The sequence below is a fragment of the Tessaracoccus zhenghani genome (genome assembly GCF_054552775.1).
This window is the reverse complement of record NZ_CM137275.1, coordinates 1,977,005-1,994,139: the sequence shown is the minus strand read 5'-3', so window position 1 is coordinate 1,994,139 and position 17,135 is coordinate 1,977,005. Positions and strand designations below refer to the sequence as shown.

General features: G+C 69.4%; 17 protein-coding genes. 9 read left to right on the top strand and 8 right to left on the bottom strand.

Annotation, left to right across the window (positions count from 1 at the left end; genetic code table 11):
• Nucleotides 1-34: 34 nt before the first annotated feature.
• Nucleotides 35-1,813 carry an AMP-dependent synthetase/ligase gene (locus ACX1DX_RS09495; RefSeq protein ID WP_459396403.1) on the top strand — a complete coding sequence of 593 codons (1,779 nt, stop codon included), beginning with the start codon at nucleotides 35-37 and terminating at the stop codon, nucleotides 1,811-1,813.
• 1 nt (nucleotide 1,814) lies between these two features.
• Here ACX1DX_RS09495 and ACX1DX_RS09490 read toward each other — a convergent pair whose 3' ends face one another.
• From ACX1DX_RS09490 to ACX1DX_RS09460, 7 genes are all read right to left on the bottom strand, one after another.
• Entirely contained in the window at nucleotides 1,815-2,636 is an 822-nt protein-coding gene (locus tag ACX1DX_RS09490) for a CPBP family glutamic-type intramembrane protease (RefSeq protein WP_459396402.1), read from the bottom strand.
• 9 nt (nucleotides 2,637-2,645) lie between these two features.
• Nucleotides 2,646-3,419, bottom strand: coding sequence for an ATP-binding cassette domain-containing protein (locus ACX1DX_RS09485; protein ID WP_459396401.1), 774 nt, complete (start codon nucleotides 3,417-3,419; stop codon nucleotides 2,646-2,648).
• Nucleotides 3,416-4,213, bottom strand: a complete 798-nt coding sequence (locus ACX1DX_RS09480) for an ABC transporter ATP-binding protein (protein WP_459396400.1) — start codon at nucleotides 4,211-4,213, stop codon at nucleotides 3,416-3,418. Before ACX1DX_RS09480 ends, ACX1DX_RS09485 begins: the two co-directional genes overlap by 4 nt.
• Complete coding sequence (locus ACX1DX_RS09475) at nucleotides 4,210-5,079, bottom strand: ABC transporter permease (RefSeq protein ID WP_459396399.1); 870 nt, start codon at nucleotides 5,077-5,079, stop codon at nucleotides 4,210-4,212. The genes ACX1DX_RS09480 and ACX1DX_RS09475 overlap by 4 nt, the downstream gene beginning before the upstream one ends.
• A complete protein-coding gene (locus ACX1DX_RS09470) occupies nucleotides 5,076-6,041 on the bottom strand; it encodes an ABC transporter permease (RefSeq protein ID WP_459396398.1) in 966 nt (321 codons plus the stop codon). Before ACX1DX_RS09470 ends, ACX1DX_RS09475 begins: the two co-directional genes overlap by 4 nt.
• 38 nt (nucleotides 6,042-6,079) lie before the next feature.
• Entirely contained in the window at nucleotides 6,080-7,588 is a 1,509-nt protein-coding gene (locus ACX1DX_RS09465) for an ABC transporter substrate-binding protein (RefSeq protein ID WP_459396397.1), read from the bottom strand.
• A 72-nt stretch (nucleotides 7,589-7,660) separates the two neighbouring features.
• Nucleotides 7,661-8,098, bottom strand: coding sequence for an OsmC family protein (locus tag ACX1DX_RS09460; protein ID WP_182763256.1), 438 nt, complete (start codon nucleotides 8,096-8,098; stop codon nucleotides 7,661-7,663).
• A gap of 198 nt (nucleotides 8,099-8,296) precedes the next feature.
• On the opposite strand from ACX1DX_RS09460, the gene ACX1DX_RS09455 reads away from it, so the two are divergent.
• The 8 genes from ACX1DX_RS09455 to ACX1DX_RS09420 all read left to right on the top strand — a co-directional run bounded on the left by ACX1DX_RS09455 (nucleotide 8,297) and on the right by ACX1DX_RS09420 (nucleotide 16,467).
• A complete protein-coding gene (locus tag ACX1DX_RS09455) occupies nucleotides 8,297-9,373 on the top strand; it encodes a branched-chain amino acid aminotransferase (RefSeq protein WP_459396396.1) in 1,077 nt (358 codons plus the stop codon).
• A gap of 107 nt (nucleotides 9,374-9,480) precedes the next feature.
• A complete protein-coding gene (locus tag ACX1DX_RS09450) occupies nucleotides 9,481-10,665 on the top strand; it encodes a zinc-dependent alcohol dehydrogenase (RefSeq protein WP_459396395.1) in 1,185 nt (394 codons plus the stop codon).
• 91 nt (nucleotides 10,666-10,756) lie between these two features.
• Nucleotides 10,757-11,911, top strand: a complete 1,155-nt coding sequence (locus tag ACX1DX_RS09445) for an LLM class flavin-dependent oxidoreductase (RefSeq protein WP_459398203.1) — start codon at nucleotides 10,757-10,759, stop codon at nucleotides 11,909-11,911.
• Nucleotides 11,912-11,921: 10 nt separating this feature from the next.
• Nucleotides 11,922-12,515 (top strand): CE1759 family FMN reductase, encoded by a 594-nt coding sequence (locus ACX1DX_RS09440; protein ID WP_459396394.1) that lies wholly within the window; start codon nucleotides 11,922-11,924, stop codon nucleotides 12,513-12,515.
• 20 nt (nucleotides 12,516-12,535) lie between these two features.
• Nucleotides 12,536-13,453, top strand: coding sequence for an N-acetyl-1-D-myo-inositol-2-amino-2-deoxy-alpha-D-glucopyranoside deacetylase (mshB, locus tag ACX1DX_RS09435; RefSeq protein WP_459396393.1), 918 nt, complete (start codon nucleotides 12,536-12,538; stop codon nucleotides 13,451-13,453).
• A gap of 10 nt (nucleotides 13,454-13,463) precedes the next feature.
• On the top strand, nucleotides 13,464-13,946 hold the full coding sequence (locus tag ACX1DX_RS09430; protein WP_459396392.1) for a hypothetical protein: 483 nt from the start codon (nucleotides 13,464-13,466) through the stop codon (nucleotides 13,944-13,946).
• A gap of 102 nt (nucleotides 13,947-14,048) precedes the next feature.
• Nucleotides 14,049-14,678, top strand: a complete 630-nt coding sequence (locus ACX1DX_RS09425) for a cation efflux transmembrane domain-containing protein (protein WP_459396391.1) — start codon at nucleotides 14,049-14,051, stop codon at nucleotides 14,676-14,678.
• A gap of 79 nt (nucleotides 14,679-14,757) precedes the next feature.
• The gene (locus tag ACX1DX_RS09420) at nucleotides 14,758-16,467 is read left to right on the top strand and encodes a protein kinase domain-containing protein (protein WP_459396390.1); all 1,710 of its coding nucleotides are present in this window, start codon (nucleotides 14,758-14,760) and stop codon (nucleotides 16,465-16,467) included.
• On the opposite strand, the gene ACX1DX_RS09415 is transcribed toward ACX1DX_RS09420, so the two are convergent.
• The gene (locus tag ACX1DX_RS09415; RefSeq protein ID WP_459396389.1) at nucleotides 16,464-17,108 is read right to left on the bottom strand and encodes an HAD-IA family hydrolase; all 645 of its coding nucleotides are present in this window, start codon (nucleotides 17,106-17,108) and stop codon (nucleotides 16,464-16,466) included. The genes ACX1DX_RS09420 and ACX1DX_RS09415 overlap by 4 nt on opposite strands.
• Nucleotides 17,109-17,135 lie beyond the last annotated feature (27 nt).

The following is a 17,135-nucleotide window of genomic DNA, read 5'->3' as shown; positions in this document are numbered from 1 at the left end:
TTAGGCTGGACAACGCCCAACGGAGGGGAACCCCATGAACCACGTCGTCGCACGCGTCCGCAGCATCATCGAGCAGCATGGCCAGCGCACCGCCACCAGAATCCGCGAGAACGACGCGTGGCGGACGCAGACCTACGCGCAGTTCGGTGAGCAGATCCGACGGGTCGGTCAGGGGCTCCTGAACCTCGGGGTCGAGACCGGTGGGCGCGTCGGCATCTTCCTGGGCAACAGCCCCGAGTGGTCCGAGATCGACCTGGGTTCCGGCACGGTGCGCGCGGTGCCCGTGCCGTTGTACGCCACCTCCACGCCGGAGCAGATCCAGCACATCGCGGGGGATTCGGGCCTGACGGTGATGTTCGTCGGCAACCAGTCTGAGGCCGAACGGGTGCTGGAGGTGTTCGACTCCCTGCCGGAGCTGGAGCATGTCATCATCACCAGGCCGTACGACGGCATGCCGCCCCAGATCGTGAGCTACGCCGACTTCCTGGCCGAGCCCACCCCCGCCGTCGAAGAGCGCTTCGCCGGGGCCGACGGGGACGACCTCGCCTCGATCATCTACACCTCCGGAACCACCGGCAACCCCAAGGGCGTGATGCTCCAGCACAAGGCGTTCGTGATGCAGTCCGAGGCGCTGGACCAGTTCTTCGACATCACCCCCGACGACCACTCGCTGTCGTTCCTGCCACTCTCGCATGCGCTGGAGCGGGCCTGGACCTACGTCGTGCTGATGCACGGCTGCATGAACACCTACGTCGAGAACGCGCGCACCGTCGCGGAGCAGATGGTGCTGGCCCAGCCCACCCTGATGGTCTCGGTGCCGAAGCTGTTCGAGACGGTCTACACCACGGCGCACCAGAAGGCCGGCGGGTCGCCGGTGAAGCGCGCGATCTTCGCCTGGGCGTTGAAGGTGGGCAGGCACAACCAGTACGCGTTCCGCGCCGGCCGTGAGCCCGGCGCCTCGCTCCGCGCGAAGCTGCGGATCGCCGACAAGCTGGTGCTCGGCAACGTCCGCGCCGCGCTGGGCGGCCCGAAGACCGTGCTGGCCTGCGGCGGCGCCCCGCTGCGTCCGGAGATCGAGGAGTTCTTCGCGTCGGTGGGTCTGCCGGTGATGCAGGGCTACGGGCTGACCGAGGCCTCGCCGTTGGTGTCGTTCAACGCGCCGGACGACTTCAAGGAGAACACCACGGGCAAGGTGCTGCCAGGTGGCCAACTCCGGATCGGCGACTTCGGCGAGATCCTCTACAAGGGTCTCAACGTCATGCTGGGCTACTGGAACGACCAGGAGGCCACAGACCAGGTGATCAAGGACGGCTGGCTGCACACCGGCGACGTCGGCTACGTCGACACCGACGGCTTCCTCATCATCACGGACCGGCTGAAGGACATCATCGTCACCCTCGGCGGCAAGAACGTCGCCCCGCAGCCCATCGAGGGACTGATCCTGGCGGACCCGCTGTTCGAACACGCCGTGCTGCTCGGCGACAACAGGCCGTTCGTGACGCTGCTGGTCAAGCCGTCGCTGCCCGCGGTGGAGGAACTGGCCAAGCGCTTCTCCTGGCCGGGGGAGATGAAGGACTGGATGAACTCGAGCGAACTGCTCGACGAGCTGCGCCGCCGCGTCGACGAGATCACGGCGCGGCTGCCATCGCAGGAGCGGCCGAAGGAGACCACCGTCCTGCATGAGGAATTCACCATGGACAACGGCCTGCTGACGCCCACGCTGAAGGTGCGCCGTCGCGAGGTGGAGAAGCGCTTCCGCGAGTTGGTGGACGAGATGTACGCCCGCTTGGAGAAGGCCCGCAAGCAGGGCTGAGTCACCACAGGTAGAAGAAGATCTGCAGTTCGGGATAGCGCACGTGCACGATCGACAGAAACACCACCACGTCGAACAGCAGGTGCACCACCAGCACGTACAGTAGCGAGCGGGTCTTCGAGTACAGGTACGCCTGGAGGAGGGCGAACGGAGTGGTGAGCAGCGGGCCCCACTCCCGGTAGCCCAACTCCCACAGGAACGACACGAAGATCATCGCGGTCAACACGTTGGCGAACCAGAAGGAGAAGTGCCGGCGCAGCAGCACGAAGATCGTGATGATGAAGAAGAACTCGTCCCAGGAGCCCACGAAGTTCACGCCGACGAAGAAGCGGGCCACCTCCGTCCAGTCCTCGAGCGCGGGCCAGTTGCGGTACGCACCGGAGCGCACGAAGTAGGTGGGCAGCAGCACCCAGCCGATCACCGGCACCGCCAGCAGGTAGGCCCACATCCATGTCGTCCAGCGGCCTGAGAGCCAGTGGAAACGGATGGTGTGGTCTCCGTAGCCGAAGCGGTTGAGCAGGTACGGCACCGCCACGGCCAGCGTCAGCACCGTGCCCATCAGCGCCACGTTGCCCCAACTCACGTCGGCGCGCACCGAGATGGTGGAGACGATGATGAGGCCGACGGCGACCAGCAGGAGGTCGCGGAGCAGGACCCGGTCGAGCCAGACGGCCAGGGCGATGCCGAGCGCCATCGTCAGGTAACCGACGGGCCGGGCCTCGAGGCCGAAGAGGAAGAACGCGGACAGGGAGACCAGCGCGGCGGGAATCAGCGACGCGCTCCATCCCGGCCTGCGCGCGACGTCGGAGGAGTCCGTGGTCACGCCGTCACCCTATCCAGCGCCGGCCCCGAGCCGCGGGATAGCGGCGATCAGCGCCTGGGTGTAGGGCTCCCGTGGTGCGTTCAGCACCTCCATGGTGGGGCCGGATTCGACGAGCCGGCCGTCCTGCAGGACGACCGTCTCGTCGCACAGCGCGGCCACGACGCTGACGTCGTGCGACACCATCACGATGCTCAGCCCGCGGTCCTTCCGCAGCCTGTCGAAGAGCGCGATCACCTCGATGCGCGTGGTCACGTCGAGGGCGCTCACCGGCTCGTCGGCGATCAGCACCTCGGGGTTGGTCACGAGGGCCCGGGCGATGGCGATGCGCTGCCGCTGCCCGCCGGAGAACTCGTGCGGGTAGCGCTTCAGGGCGTCGGACTCCAGGCCCACCTCCGCCAATGCGTCGGCCACCCGGGCTCGACGGCGGGCACCGTCGCGCTCCACCGCCAGCGACACCAGCGGCTCGGCCACGATGCGGTCCACCCGCATCCGCGGGTCCAGCGACGCGTACGGGTCCTGGAAGACCGGCTGCACCGCGCGACGCAGCCGCCGCACCTGCCCGGCGTTCCGCAGCGACAGCGGCTCGCCGTCGAACAGCACCCGCCCCTCGCTGGGCGACGCCAGTGCCAGCAGCAGCCGCAGCGCGGTGGTCTTGCCGGAGCCCGATTCGCCCACCACGCCCAAGCTCCGCCCCTTGTCGACGGCGAGGTCGAGCCCCTGCAGGGCCGGCTCTGTGGCCCCGCGGTAGCGGTAGGTGGCGCCCTCCAGCGCCAGGATCGTCACTCGAGCCTCCCGGTGGTCAGCGCACGGTCCAGCGCCCGAGCGCTGCCCACCAGCCGGTGCGTGTACGGGTCACGGGGGTCCGTGATCAGGGCCTCCACCGGCCCCTCCTCCACGACGCGTCCGTCGCGCATCACCAGCGCCCGTGTGACGGTCTGCGAGACGACGGCGAGGTCGTGCGAGACGAACAGCAACCCCATCTCGTGTTCCTCCACCACCCGGGCGAGCAGGCTCAGGACGCCGGCCTGCACCGTCACGTCGAGCGCGGTGGTGGGCTCGTCCGCGAGCAGGATCTTCGGCCGGCACGCCAGGGCGGCCGCGATCGCCACGCGCTGGCGTTGCCCGCCGGACAGTTCGTGCGGGAGGGCCCGCAGCACCCGGTCCGTCGACGGCAGCGCCACCTCGTCCAGGGCCTGCCGGATGGCCGCCTCCAGGCCGGAGCCGCCGAGCCCACGGTGTCGGCGCAGCGGTTCGGCGAGGAACGCCCCCACGCGCGTCAGGGGATCCAGAGCGGTGGAGGGATCCTGGAACACCATCGCCACCTTCGCGCCGCGGACACCCGCGAGGACCCGTTCCGAGGCGCCGATGACCTCCTGCCCGGCCACCCGGACGGACCCGGAGGCCCGCAGCCCGCGCGGCAGCAGCCCCAGCACCGAGAAGATGCTCAGCGACTTCCCGGAGCCGGATTCGCCGATGATGCCCACGCGCTCACCGGCGTCGACGGCGAACGACACTCCGTCCACCACCCGCCGGCCGCCGGCCACGACGGCGAGATCGGAGACGTCGAGGTAGCTCACGACCGCTCCCTCCGCGTCGGGTCGAGCCGCTCGCGCAGCCCGTCGGCGACGAAGTTGGCACCCAACACGATGATCACGATGACCACACCCGGCGCGACGGCTCCCCAGGGCGCCGAGTTCACCGTCGACTGCGACTCCTGCAGCAACCGCCCCAGCGACGAGTTGGGCGGCGGCACGCCCAACCCCAGGTAGGACAGCGACGCCTCGGCCAGCACGGCGGCCCCGAAGATCAGCGCGCCCGCCACCACGAGCGTGGGCCACATGTTGGGCAGCAGGTGCGAGCGGATGATGCCCAGCCAACCGGTGCCCGACGTGCGGGCCGCCGTGACGAACTGCGCGCCCAGCAGCCTCTTGGCGAGGATGCGGGTGAGGCGCGCGACGATCGCGGAGGCCGCCAGCCCGATGGAGACGACGGCGGAGCCCAGGCTCGCGCCCTGCGCGGCGCCGATGAGCATGGCCAACAGCAACGTGGGGAACGCGATGAGCACGTCGAGCAGCGACGACTGGATGTCGTCGAGCCAGCCCCTGGAGAACGCGGCGATCAGCCCGATGACCGTGCCCACCACCATGGCGATGGCCGAGCTGCCCACGCCGACGGTCAGCGCGATGCGGGTGCCGGCCATGATGAAGCTGAAGGTGTCGCGGCCCAGCCTGTCGGTGCCCATCCAGTGCTGGGTGCCGGGCGGTTCGAGGCGCCCGCCGGAGGTGTCCGCCAGGTCGAACGGCAACCAGACGAGGGAGACGACTCCGAGCGCCACGGCGGACAGCAGGAATGCCGTGCCCACCAGCAGCGTCAGCGGCAACCGCGCCCGCCGGCGGGCCGGCGCGGGCACGACGGCCGCGGGCAGCTCGACCGGGGCGCTCATGCGTCGGCCCCCGAGAGTGAGACGCGCAGCCGCGGGTCCACGACGCGCTGCACCACGTCGGCGAGGAAACCGATCAACAGCACGAACAGCGTGGTGACCAGCAGCACGCCCTGGATGCTGGGGTAGTCGTGCTCCGCGATGGCCTTGGTCAGCATGGATCCCAGCCCCGGCAGGTTGAAGACGGCCTCCACCACCACGGCGCCCAGCAGGGTGGACGCCAGCTCGATGCCCAGGATGGAGATCACCGGCACCGACGCGTTGCGCAGCCCGTGACGGAGGAAGGCCTCGGTGGGGCTCGCGCCCAGGGCGCGGGCGTTGCGCAGATGGTCCGCGTCCAGCACGTCCAGCACCGCGGAGCGCACGTACCGGGTCAGGGACGCACTCATCACGAACACGATGGTGATCACGGGCAGTGTCAACGAGGTGAGCGCGGCGACCGGATCCTCCCAGTCGGTGCGCGGGAAACCGCCAGAGGGGAGCAGCCGCAGTTCCAGCGCGAGCAACCAGACGAGCAGGATGCCGATCCAGAACACCGGCACCGCGATGCCCAGCTGCGCCACGCCTGACAGCAGCACGCCCAGCCGGGTATCCGAGCGCACGGCCGCGGTGTAGCCCAGCAGGCCGGCGACGACGACCGACAGCATGAACGCGATGAGTGTCAACGGCAGCGTGACGGTCAGGCGTTGGGCGATGTCGGGCAGGACGGGGCTACCGGAGATGAAGGAGTTGCCCAGATCGAGCCGGGCAACATCGGAGAGCCAGGTGGTGAGCTGTTCCCAGAGCGGCAGGTTGGACCCCACCTGCTCCTGCGCCGCCTGGATCTGTTCCGGCGTGGCGTCGACGGAGAGAAGCGCGTTGGCCGGGTCGCCCGGCAGGAGGCGCAGCAGCACGAAGATCAGCAGCATCGCCAGCAGGAAGCTCAGCAGCAGAAACCCGAGCCGGCGCACCAGGTAACTGGTCATGCGCCCGCCCGGGTTTCCCGCTGGATCATTGCCAAAGATTAGCCCTTGGTGATGCCGTAGACGAAGAACTGGGAGTTCAGGCCGTTGACCGGGAACCCGCTGATGTCCTTGTGCGCCACGACGATCTGCGGGAACAGGTAGAGCCAGTTGCTGGCGGCCTCATCCGCGATGATCCGGTTGGCCTCCTTCAGCTTCTCCGCCTGCGCCTCGGGCGAATCCGCCTGCTCTGCCTCGGCCACGAGCGTCTGCACCTCGGCGTTGTCGTAGCCCCAGTAGAAGTCGGGGTTGGCGTACCAGACCACGTCGCGGTCGTTGACGTGTTCCTGCAGCGTGGCCTCGAAGGCGCGCTCCTTGAACACGTTGGAGTACCACTCGTCGGCGGTGATGGTCTTGATGTTGACCGTGATGCCCACCTTGGCCAGCTCCGACTTCAGGAACTCGGCCACCTGCGGGTGCGGGTCGTAGTTGGGGGTCTGGAGTTCGAACTCGAAGCCGTCCGCCAGGCCCGCCTCGGTCAGCAGTTCCTTGGAGAGCTCCGGGTCGTACGGGTTGAGGTCCGTGAGGTCCTCGTACCAGGGGTCCGTGGGCGGCACCATGGAGCCGATCAGCGTGCCGCGGCCGTCCCAGATCGCGTTGAGGAGCTTCTCGCGGTCGACGGCGGAGTAGACCGCCTTGCGGACGAGGGCGTCGTCGAACGGGGCGACCCGGTCGTTGAACGCCAGCAGTTCCTTCACCGTCGAGGTGCCCTCGCTGATCTGGAACTCGTCGTTGTCCTCGAACGGGACGAGCGAATCCGGGCTCTGGATGGTGGTGACCAGGTCGAGTTGGCCGGTCAGTAGGGCGTTGCCCAAGGCGCTGGCGTCGGTGAAGTAGTTGAAGGTGACGCGGCCGTTCTTGGCCTTGTCGCCCCAGTAGTCGTCGTTGCGCACCAGGCTGAGCGTGCTGCCGCGCTTCCACTCGTCCAGCGTGTAGGGGCCGGTGCCGTCGGTCTCTGTGAGCGGGTCGCCGAGTTCCGGGTTCACGATCCACACGTAGGCCATGTAGTACGGGAATGAGATGGACTTCGAGTTGAGCGTGAAGACCACCGTCTTGTCGTCGGGGGCCGCCACGGAATCCACGACGGCGAAGCTGGACTTGCGGGCCGCCTGGGAATCCTCGGCCACCACTGCCTCGTAGCTGGCCTGCACGTCTGCTGCGGTCAGGTCGCGGCCGGAGTGGAACTTCACGCCGTCGCGCAGCGTGAAGGTGTAGGTGAGGCCGTCGTCGCTGACCGCGTAGTCCTCCGCGAGGAGGTTGCTGATGGAGCCGTCGTCGTTCAGCTTGATCAGGGCCTCGTAGACGTTGCCGCCCAGGGCCTCGGTGACGCCCTGGCCGCCGCCGCCGGTGTTGCTGAGGTTGCCGGGCTCGTAGATGGAGCCGATCTCGATGGCGGCCTCGGGGTCTGCGCCCACCACTGCGGGATCCGCTCCGTCGTCGGAGCCGCCGCAGCCGGTCAGCATCACGCCCATGGCTGCTATGGCGGCGACTGCTTTCCAGAGTTTCTTCATGACGGCTCCTGTGTTCATTCGGGTCGGCCGGTCAGCCGCCCTGCCCATCTCCCAACCCGGGGGAGGGCCATTTCATTCCCGGTTGGCCGGGACCATTTCCACCGGGGTGCCGAGGGCGACGGTGCGCGAGACGGTGCAGAGGACATCCCGGGCGCGCTCGATGGACTTGTCGAGGATCCGGCGGGCCCGGTCGCCGTCCTCCCCCTCAGGGAAGCGCACGTCGAACGTGACCCGGATGTCTTCCAGGCGGTTGCCCGTCTCGTCCTTGACGCTGGTGCCGGACGCCTCGACGGCGAACACGTCGGGCACGGCGCGGCGGGTGGTCAGCATGTCGACGTCGATGGAGCCGCAGGCCGCGATGGCGGCCAGCAGGAGTTCCACGGGGGTGAAGAGGTCGTCGCCGCCGGTGCCGATGGCGATCTCGCCGCCGCGCTCGTTGGTGGCGCGGAAATCGGTGGACGACACGCGCTGCACGTCGACGGCGCGGGGGCTCCTGGTCTGTTCGGTCATGGCGCCAGCCTAGGCCGGGCGGACGGGTGGCGGCGACCTCTCGTCGGCCGGGAGGACGCGCCACATCTAGATTCGGCGTCGTCCACGGCCCCACATCTGGATTCGGGCCGTGCGGCATGGATGGGGCTGGTGCTCAGCCGCGGTTTGATGAGTGGACCCCCGCCGGCGCCGGTGTGCGTCGGGGATACCATCACCTCCATGGCCCAGTTCTCCATCAAACGCAGCACGACCCCCACCGCCGAAGCAGCCCGTCACGCGGCGCTCGCAGACCCCGGTTTCGGTCGCTACTACGTGGACCACATGGCAGTGATCGACTACATCAGTGGCGACGGCTGGCAGGAACCGCGCATCGTGCCCACCACCGAATGGGCGCTGCACCCCGCCTCCGCCGTCCTGCACTACGGCCAGGAGATCTTCGAGGGACTGAAGGCCTACCGCCACGACGACGACTCGATCTGGCTGTTCCGTCCCGAGCGCAACGCCGCCCGCTTCGTGAACTCCGCCCGCCGCCTGGGCATGGCCGTCCTGCCCGAAGACCTCTTCCTCGCGTCGGTGGAGGAACTGGTGAAGCTGGAGCACCACTGGGTGCCGGTCAGCGAGAACGAGCAGAGTCTCTACCTGCGCCCGTTCACCATCGCCTCGGAGCCCTATCTCGGCGTCCGCGAGGCCAACACCTACCGCTACGCCGTGATCGCCACGCCCGCGGGCCCGTACTACTCGGAGCCCGTGAAGCTGTGGATCACCCCCAACTACACGCGCGCCGCCCCCGGCGGCACCGGCACCGCCAAGTGCGGCGGCAACTATGCCGCCAGCCTGATCGCCACGGAGGAGGCGGCGGCCAACGGCTGCGGCCAGGTGCTGTGGCTCGACGGCGCGGAGCGCAAGTGGGTGGAGGAGTGCGGCACCATGAACATCATGTTCGTGACGGCCGACGGCGAACTGCTCACGCCGGCCCTCGGCACCATCCTGCCGGGCGTCACGCGCGAATCCATCCTGGAACTCGCGGCGGATCATGACCTCAAGGCCGTGGAACGCAGGATCTCCATCGACGAGGTGCTCGATGGCGTGGCCAGCGGCCAGATCGCCGAGGTGTTCGCCTGCGGCACCGCCGCCGTCGTGACCCCCATCACCGGCTTCAACTCCCCGGACTGCGGCCCCCAGGAGGTGGCCGACGGCATGCCGGGCAGCAAGACCCGCGAGATCCGCCAACACCTCGTGGACATCCAGTACGGCCGCGCGGAGGACAAGCACGGCTGGATGCGCCGCGTCGTCTGACCGAGGGCCGCTGTCGTCACGGAGTTCTTGTTTCGCCTCAGGCGGAGCCGCCCCAGCACCACCCCATGAGGGGTGTCGCCGCCGGCCGCGTCATGTGAGGCTGGAACATGTTTGCAGTCACCTGGCAAGGCATTGAAGACATCCGCACCGTGGAGGTCGACGAGCCGCGGATCATGGAGCCCACAGACGCCGTGCTGCGCGTGACCTCCACCGCCATCTGCGGCTCGGACCTGCACCTCTACTCCACTTTCGCGCCGTTCCTCGAGAAGGGCGACATTCTCGGCCACGAGTTCATGGGCATCGTCGAGGAGGTCGGCGGCGCGGTGCAGAACCTCGCCGTGGGTGACCGCGTGGTGGTCCCGTTCACCATTACCTGCGGCCACTGCTGGATGTGCACCCGCGGCCTCCATACGCAGTGCGAGACCACGCAGGTGCGCGAACAGGGCCGGGGGGCGGCGCTGTTCGGGTACACCTCGATGTACGGCGGCGTGCCGGGCGGGCAGGCGGAGCGGGTGCGGGTGCCGCACGCCGACTTCGGGCCGGCGAAGCTCCCGGCCGATTTCGACGACGAGCGGTTCCTCTACCTCAGCGACATCCTCCCCACCGCGTGGCAGGCGGCGAAGTACGCGGAGGTGAAGCCCGGCGACACCGTCGCGGTCCTCGGGCTGGGCCCGGTGGGGCAGATGGCGGTGCGCTCCGCGTTCCGCCAGGGCGCCACCCGGGTGCTGGGCGTCGACCTCGTCGACGAGCGGCTCCGCCTGGCCGAGGAGTGGGGCGCGGAGACCGTCGACTACCGTCAGGTCAAGGATGTCGCCGTGGCGCTGCGCGGACGTACGGACGGCCGCGGCCCGGACTGCGTCATCGATGCCGTCGGGATGGAGGCGCACGGCAATCCGCTCACCGCGCAGATCATCGCCGGGACCGCCCGGATGCCTAAGCCGGTGGGCCGCCAGATGTTCAAACACCTCGGCATCGACAGGCTGGATGCCCTCCACACCGCCATCGACGCCGTCCGTCGCGGCGGCGTCCTGTCGGTCGCCGGCGTCTACGGCGGGATGGTCGATCCCATGCCCATGATGACGTTGTTCGACAAGCAGCTGACGTTGCGCCTCGGCCAGTGCAACGTGCCACGGTGGACCGACGAGCTGTTGGCACTCGCGCTGGAGGACGGCGACGTCATGGGGCTGGAGGGCTTCGCCACGCACCGCGTGCCGCTGTCTGAGGCCTCGGAGGCGTACAAGATGTTCCAGACCAAGTCCGACGGTTGCATCAAGGTGGTGCTGCAACCCTGAGCTGCCGGCGCGCTTGGGCCCGGGGAGAGGAATAGTTGAATCCTCAAGCATGTTGTACAGTGATGACATCAGCTTGAAGGAAAGGCACACCATGCAGTTCGGCATCTTCACCATCGGTGACGTCACCACGGACCCCACCACGGGCCGGACGCCCACGGAGAATGCCCGCATCCGGGCCACCGTCGAGCTCGCCATGAAGGCTGAGGAAGTGGGTCTGGACGTGTTCGCCACCGGTGAGCACCACAACCCGCCGTTCATCGCGCCGGCCAACCCGCCCATCCTGATGGCGTACCTGGCCGCGAAGACCGAGAAGATCCTCCTCTCCACCGCCACCACGCTCATCACCACCAACGACCCGGTGCGCCTGGCCGAGGACTACGCCTACGCGCAGCACCTGGCGGAGGGCCGCGTCGACCTCATGATGGGACGCGGCAACACCGGCCCCGTCTACCCCTGGTTCGGCAAGGACATCCGCGAGGGCATCGGCCTCGCCGTCGAGAACTACTCGCTGCTGCACGCGCTGTGGCGCGAGGAGGTCGTCAACTTCGAGGGCAAGTACCGCACCCCGCTGCACGGCTTCACCTCCACCCCCCGCCCGCTGGACGGCATCCCGCCGTTCGTGTGGCATGGCTCCATCCGCTCGCCCGAGATCGCGGAGCAGGCCGCCTACTACGGTGACGGCTTCTTCCACAACAACATCTTTTGGCCCTCCTCGCACACCCGGCGGATGGTGGAGTTGTACCGCCGCCGCTACGAGCACTATGGCCACGGCTCGGCGGATCAGGCGATCGTCGGCCTCGGCGGCCAGGTCTTCATGCGCAAGAACTCGCAGGACGCCGTGCGCGAGTTCCGCCCCTACTTCGACAACGCCCCCGTCTACGGCGGCGGCCCGTCGCTGGAGGACTTCACCCGCGAGACGCCGCTCACCGTCGGGTCGCCCCAACAGGTCATCGAGCGGGTGCTCGGCTTCCGCGAGTACGCCGGCGACTACCAGCGCCAGCTGTTCCTCATGGACCACGCCGGCCTGCCGCAGAAGGTGGTGCTCGAGCAGCTCGACCTGCTCGGCGAAGAGGTCGTGCCCGTGCTCCGCAAGGAGTTCGCGAAGCTCAAGCCCGCGCACGTGCCCGACGCCCCCACCCACGCGAGCCTGCTCGCCACCCGGGGGCCCGTCGAGGAGGCGGCGCCCGGCGAGCCGCAGGTGGACCGCTGGACCGGCACCCGCGCCGAAGACGACAACAAGCTCTGAGGAGAGACACATGCAGCGCATCGTCGTTATTTCCGGCGGCCTGGGGTCGCCGTCGTCCACCCGCGTGCTGAGCGACGACATCGTCGCCCGGCTGCGTGATTCCCTCGCCGCCAAGGGGGAGGAGCTCGAGGTCACCGTCGCGGAACTCCGCGAGCTGGCCCACCCCATCGTCGACGCCATGCTCACCGGGTTCCCCACCGGCGAACTGGCCCGCATCACCGACGCCGTGGCCGCCGCGGACGGCCTCATCGTCGTCAGTCCCACGTTCTCGGCCTCCATGTCCGGCCTGTTCAAGAGCTTCTTCGACATCCTCGACATGGACACGCTCAAGGGCAAGCAGGTCCTCATGGCCGCCACCGGCGGCACGGAGCGCCACTCGCTGATGCTCGAGTTCGCCATGCGCCCCCTCTTCAGCTACCTGGGCGCGCTGACCATGCGCACGGCCATCTTCGCCGCGACGTCGGACTTCGGCGGCCCGGGTGTCGCCTCGCTGGGCCGCCGCGTCCGCGCCGGCGCCGACGAACTCGCCGACGCCCTCGTGGGCTCGAAGCGCAAGGTTGAGGTCGACGACTTCGTCGAGTTCGCCACTCTGCTCAGGAACTGACGGTGCCTATGCTGAAGGACATGCTCCCTGATCGCCGGCTCCTGCTCGTGCACGCCCATCCCGACGACGAATCCAGCCAGTCCGCCGCCACCATGGCCCGGTACCTCGCCGAAGGCGCCCAGGTCACGCTCGTGACCTGCACGCTGGGCGAACTCGGCGAGATCCTGGTGCCCGACTGGGCGCACTACTCCCCGCAGGAGTTGGGCGTGCACCGGCAGGAGGAGATCGCGCAGGCCATGAGTGTCATCGGCGTCACGGACCACCTCTTCCTCGGCGGGGTCGGCCGCTACCACGACAGCGGGATGATCACCACGGAGGCGGGCCGCGCGGGCGTGCCCGACGAGATGCCGGACAACGCGTTCTGGCGCGCAGACCTCCTCGAGGCGGCGGACCACCTCGTCGAGGTCATCCGCACCCGCCGCCCGCAGGTGGCTGTCACCTATGACCCGCACGGCAACTACGGCCACCCGGACCACATCCAGGCCCACCGCGTGCTGATGTACGCCGTGCAGCTGGCGGCCACTCCGTCGCACCGGCCGGATCTCGGATCGCCGTGGCAGGTGCAGCGGGTGCTCTGGAACACGCACAACACCAGCCGGTGGGCGGAGGCCTACGCCATCGCCCGCGAGCGTGGTCTGGAGCTGTGGGGTGCTGATCACGACCACAGCGACGACGAGGCGGAGCGCCGCTTCGGCCCGGACCCGGAACAGATCGTCGCGGTGGTCGAGCTGCAGCCGTACCTTGACATCTGCCGCCGCGCGCTCTTCACGCACCGCAGCCAGGTCAACGCGGAGGACCCGTTCTGGCAGTTCTTCTCGATCATGCAGGAACTCCCCGGCGCGGGGGAGGCCTATCTCCTCGGTGCCGGGCAGCCGTTCCCGCAGGGCGACGGGCCGGCCACGGACCTCTTCGAGGGCCTGTCCCCGGACGCTGCATAGAATTGCGCCCATGAGGATGAGACCCGGCGCACTTGCCGTCACCGTTGTCGCCGCGCTTTCGCTGGCTGCCTGCACCGGCTCGGAAGAACCGACGCCCGCGCCCGAGGTGACCGCGTCCGCCCCGGCGGGCGGCACCCAGAGCGGTCTCCCGCAGCCGGAGGAGGAGGCGTTCACCGGGGAGATCCAGACCGAGGTGATCAAGGTCGGGCCCATGGACGTCACCGTGCCGAAGGGCATGAAGCTGCCGGAGAGCACCATCGTGACCCAGTCGGAGCAGTCCGCCGTGATGATGATCGACGAGGACCCCCAGCCCGTCATCGACTCCATCATGAGCAGCGCCGCGGACGCCGGCTACGAGATCTACGCCGAGCCCAGCGAGGACCAGACGGTCTTCGTGGGCCACGGCAACGCCGTCCTCTTCACGGCCATCCCCAACGCCCAGATCCTCACGTGGGGCCCGGAGTCCATGAAGGACGTGCTCGCGGAAGGCTGACGGGCCGCCGCATCAGATCTCCTCCAGTGGGGACCTCCCTGTGTGGACCCGCGCGGACGCCCCCCTGCTGGCGGACATTGCATGTGGTAGTACATTCAGCCCGTGATCGAGCTCGACCCCGCCAAAGCCCGCCTGCTCCGCCGCACCGTGCTGGTGGTGGCGGGCCTGAACCTGGGTTACTTCTTCATCGAAGCGACGGTGGCGTGGGCCATCGGGTCCGTGTCGCTCTTCGCGGATTCGGTCGACTTCCTCGAGGACACCACCGTCAACCTGCTGATCTTCGCCGCGCTGGGCTGGCCGCTTGCGCGGCGCGCGAAGGCCGGCAAGGTCATGGGGTTGGTCATCCTGGCCCCCGCCGCCGCGGCGCTGTGGCAGGCGGTGGCCAAGTTCTCCAACCCGGACGCGCCGGATCCCCTGTCGCTGATCCTCACCGCGGGCGGCGCCGTGGTGGTCAACTCCCTGTGCGCGTTCCTGTTGCTGCGCCAGCGCGACCACGGCGGATCCATGACCAAGGCCGCCTGGCTCGCCGCCCGCAACGACGTGATCATCAACATCGGCATCATCGCCATGGGCCTCCTGACGCTCACCCTGGTGCCCAATGGATGGCCGGACCTCATCCTCGGTCTCGGCATCGTCGTGCTCAACTTCCAGGCCGCCAAGGAGGTCTGGGAGGTGGCCGAGGAGGAGAATCTCGCGGCCAAGGCCCTGGCCGGTGAGGTCGACGACGACTGAGCCGCCGGCCAACCGTTCCTGGCAAGGGGCGTGAGACGGTAGGTCCTCCCCTGACAGGAACGGGGGCTAGGCTCGGACCATGACGGAGCGCAGCCAACCCGGCCCGGGGTATGTCCTCGCCGGCCGCTACCTCCTCGAAGAGCGGCTCGGTCGTGGTGGCATGTCCACCGTCTGGCGCGCCCGGGATCAGGTGCTGGACCGCGAGGTCGCCGTCAAGGTGGTCGCGGAGATGGAGGACGCGGAGGTCACCGCGGAACGCTTCCGCCGGGAGACGCGCGTCACGGCCGCCCTGAACCACCCCAACATCGTCACCGTCTTCGACGCCGGCGTCGACAACGACCGGGCGTTCCTCGTCATGGAGCTGCTGCCCGGCAGCACGCTGGCGGACGAGTTGCGGACCCGCGGCGCTTTCCCGTTCGAAGAGATCCGCAGCATTGCGATCCAGGTCTCGGCGGCGCTCGGCGCCGCCCACCACGCCGGCCTGGTGCACCGCGACGTCAAGCCCGGCAACATCGCCCGCGCCGCCGACGGTGCGGTCAAGGTGCTCGACTTCGGCATCACCCACATCATCGACGAGGCGGTGGCAGATTCCGGTTCGCCGCTGACCGCCACCGGTGCCGTCATCGGCACCGCCGCCTACCTGGCGCCGGAACAGGCCCGCGGGATGCGGGTCGACCAGCGCGCAGACATCTACGCGCTCGGCTGCGTGCTGTTCGCCCTCATCACCGGCCGGCCCCCCTTCCAGGGCCCCACCGCGGTGTCCACGATGATGGCCCACGCCACGGAGCCGGTACCCAACATCCAGGAGGCCCGTCCCGACGTGCCGCCGCAGTTGGCCGCCATCGTCACCGCCATGCTGGCCAAGGACCCGGACGCCCGGCCGGCGGATGCGGCCACCCTCGAGGCGGCGCTGCGCGCCGAGACCGCCGAAGCCGTCACCCAACTCCTCCCGCCGCCCGTGGTGGTGGGGGAGGACACGGCAGTGGTGCCGGCCGCGGGTCTCCCCGCGCCCATGCGGGCCTACCCGGCCGACGCACCCGGCCCCGTGGTTGCGGCGCCCGTGGTCGCGCCGGCCCGGGCCGCCGCAGAGCCCGAGGACAGCGATGTCCTCCTGCCCATGGAAGAAGAGGAAGAGGGCAGCCGGCGCGGCCTGTTGATCGGCCTCATCGCGCTGGCCGTGCTGATGGTGGTCGGCTTCGCCTGGTGGCTGCTGTCCGGGGACCCGCAGCTCACGGCGGACCGGTCGCCCACCGCTGCCGTGCCGGCGTCGGCCTCGCCGAGCGGCGACGCCTCGCCCTCGGTCTCACCCTCCCCGCAGACCACCGAGGCGTCCCCCAGCCCCACGCCCTCGCCCAGCCCCAGCCCTTCGGCCGCCCCCGCGACGACGACGGCTGCGCCGGCAACGACGGCCCCGGTCACCACCGAGGCGCCTCCGCCGCAGACTGAACCGCCCGTGGAGACCGCGCCCCCTGTCACTCAGGCGCCCCCACCGGCGGACCCGGGCAACATCGAGGGGGCCGCGCAGTCGGCTCAGGCGGCGGCCGATGAGCTCAGCACCGCCGTACGTGAAGCCTTCACGGGCGGCAACCTCGACAACGATGCGCGCAAGGCCGTCGACGCCGGCCTGCGCGATCTCTCCAGCGCGCTCCGCAGCGGCGACGAACAACTGGCCAGCGACGCCATCTCCGCCGTGGACCAGGCCCTCAGTGATTCCGGTCAGAAGGACCAGTTCGAAGGGCTCTACGAGCGGTTGAAGGACCAGGTCGACAGCTGGGACGACTTCCTCTAGGCCCCGTGCGGCCGAGAATCGAGGCCCAGGAGCGGGCGCAGGTCGTCCAGGTGGGCGACTGAGTGCTCGGCCGCGTCGTCGACGGGAGCAGCAGCCGACTCCACCGTGGCCGCCGTCATCCCCGCCGCCATGGCGGCCTCCGCGTCGATCGGCCGGTCGCCCACGCTCAGGCAGTCCGCCGGGTCCAGCCCGTGCCGCTCCATCAGCATCAGGTACAGCTGGGGGTAAGGCTTGCGCGGGTGGCCGTCGGAGGTGGAGATGAGGTCGTCGACGACGAGTCCCAGCCCGTCCAGCAGCGTCTGGGCGGAACTGCGGTCGCGGTGTGTCACCACGAGGTTGAGACCGCCCGCCGCGGAGACATCGCGCAGCAGTTCCCGGGCGCCGGGCATGGCCGGCGGGGGAGCCGACCTCCACCGCGTCTTCAAGGCAGCCTCGGCGTCCTCGAACTCCGACTCCGGCAGGTCGAAGCGCCCGCTCAGCGCGGCGATGGCCTCGCCCGTCGACCTGCGCGTCAGCATCGCCACCTCTGAATCCAACAGTTCGAGGCCGTGGCTGCGCACCACGTCGGCCAGTGCCGCGTCGAGCGCCGGATAGGTGTCGACGAGCGTCCCGCCCAGGTCCCAGAAGACGTGCCTGTACATCCTGAGAGACTACGGCGCCGCGGGACC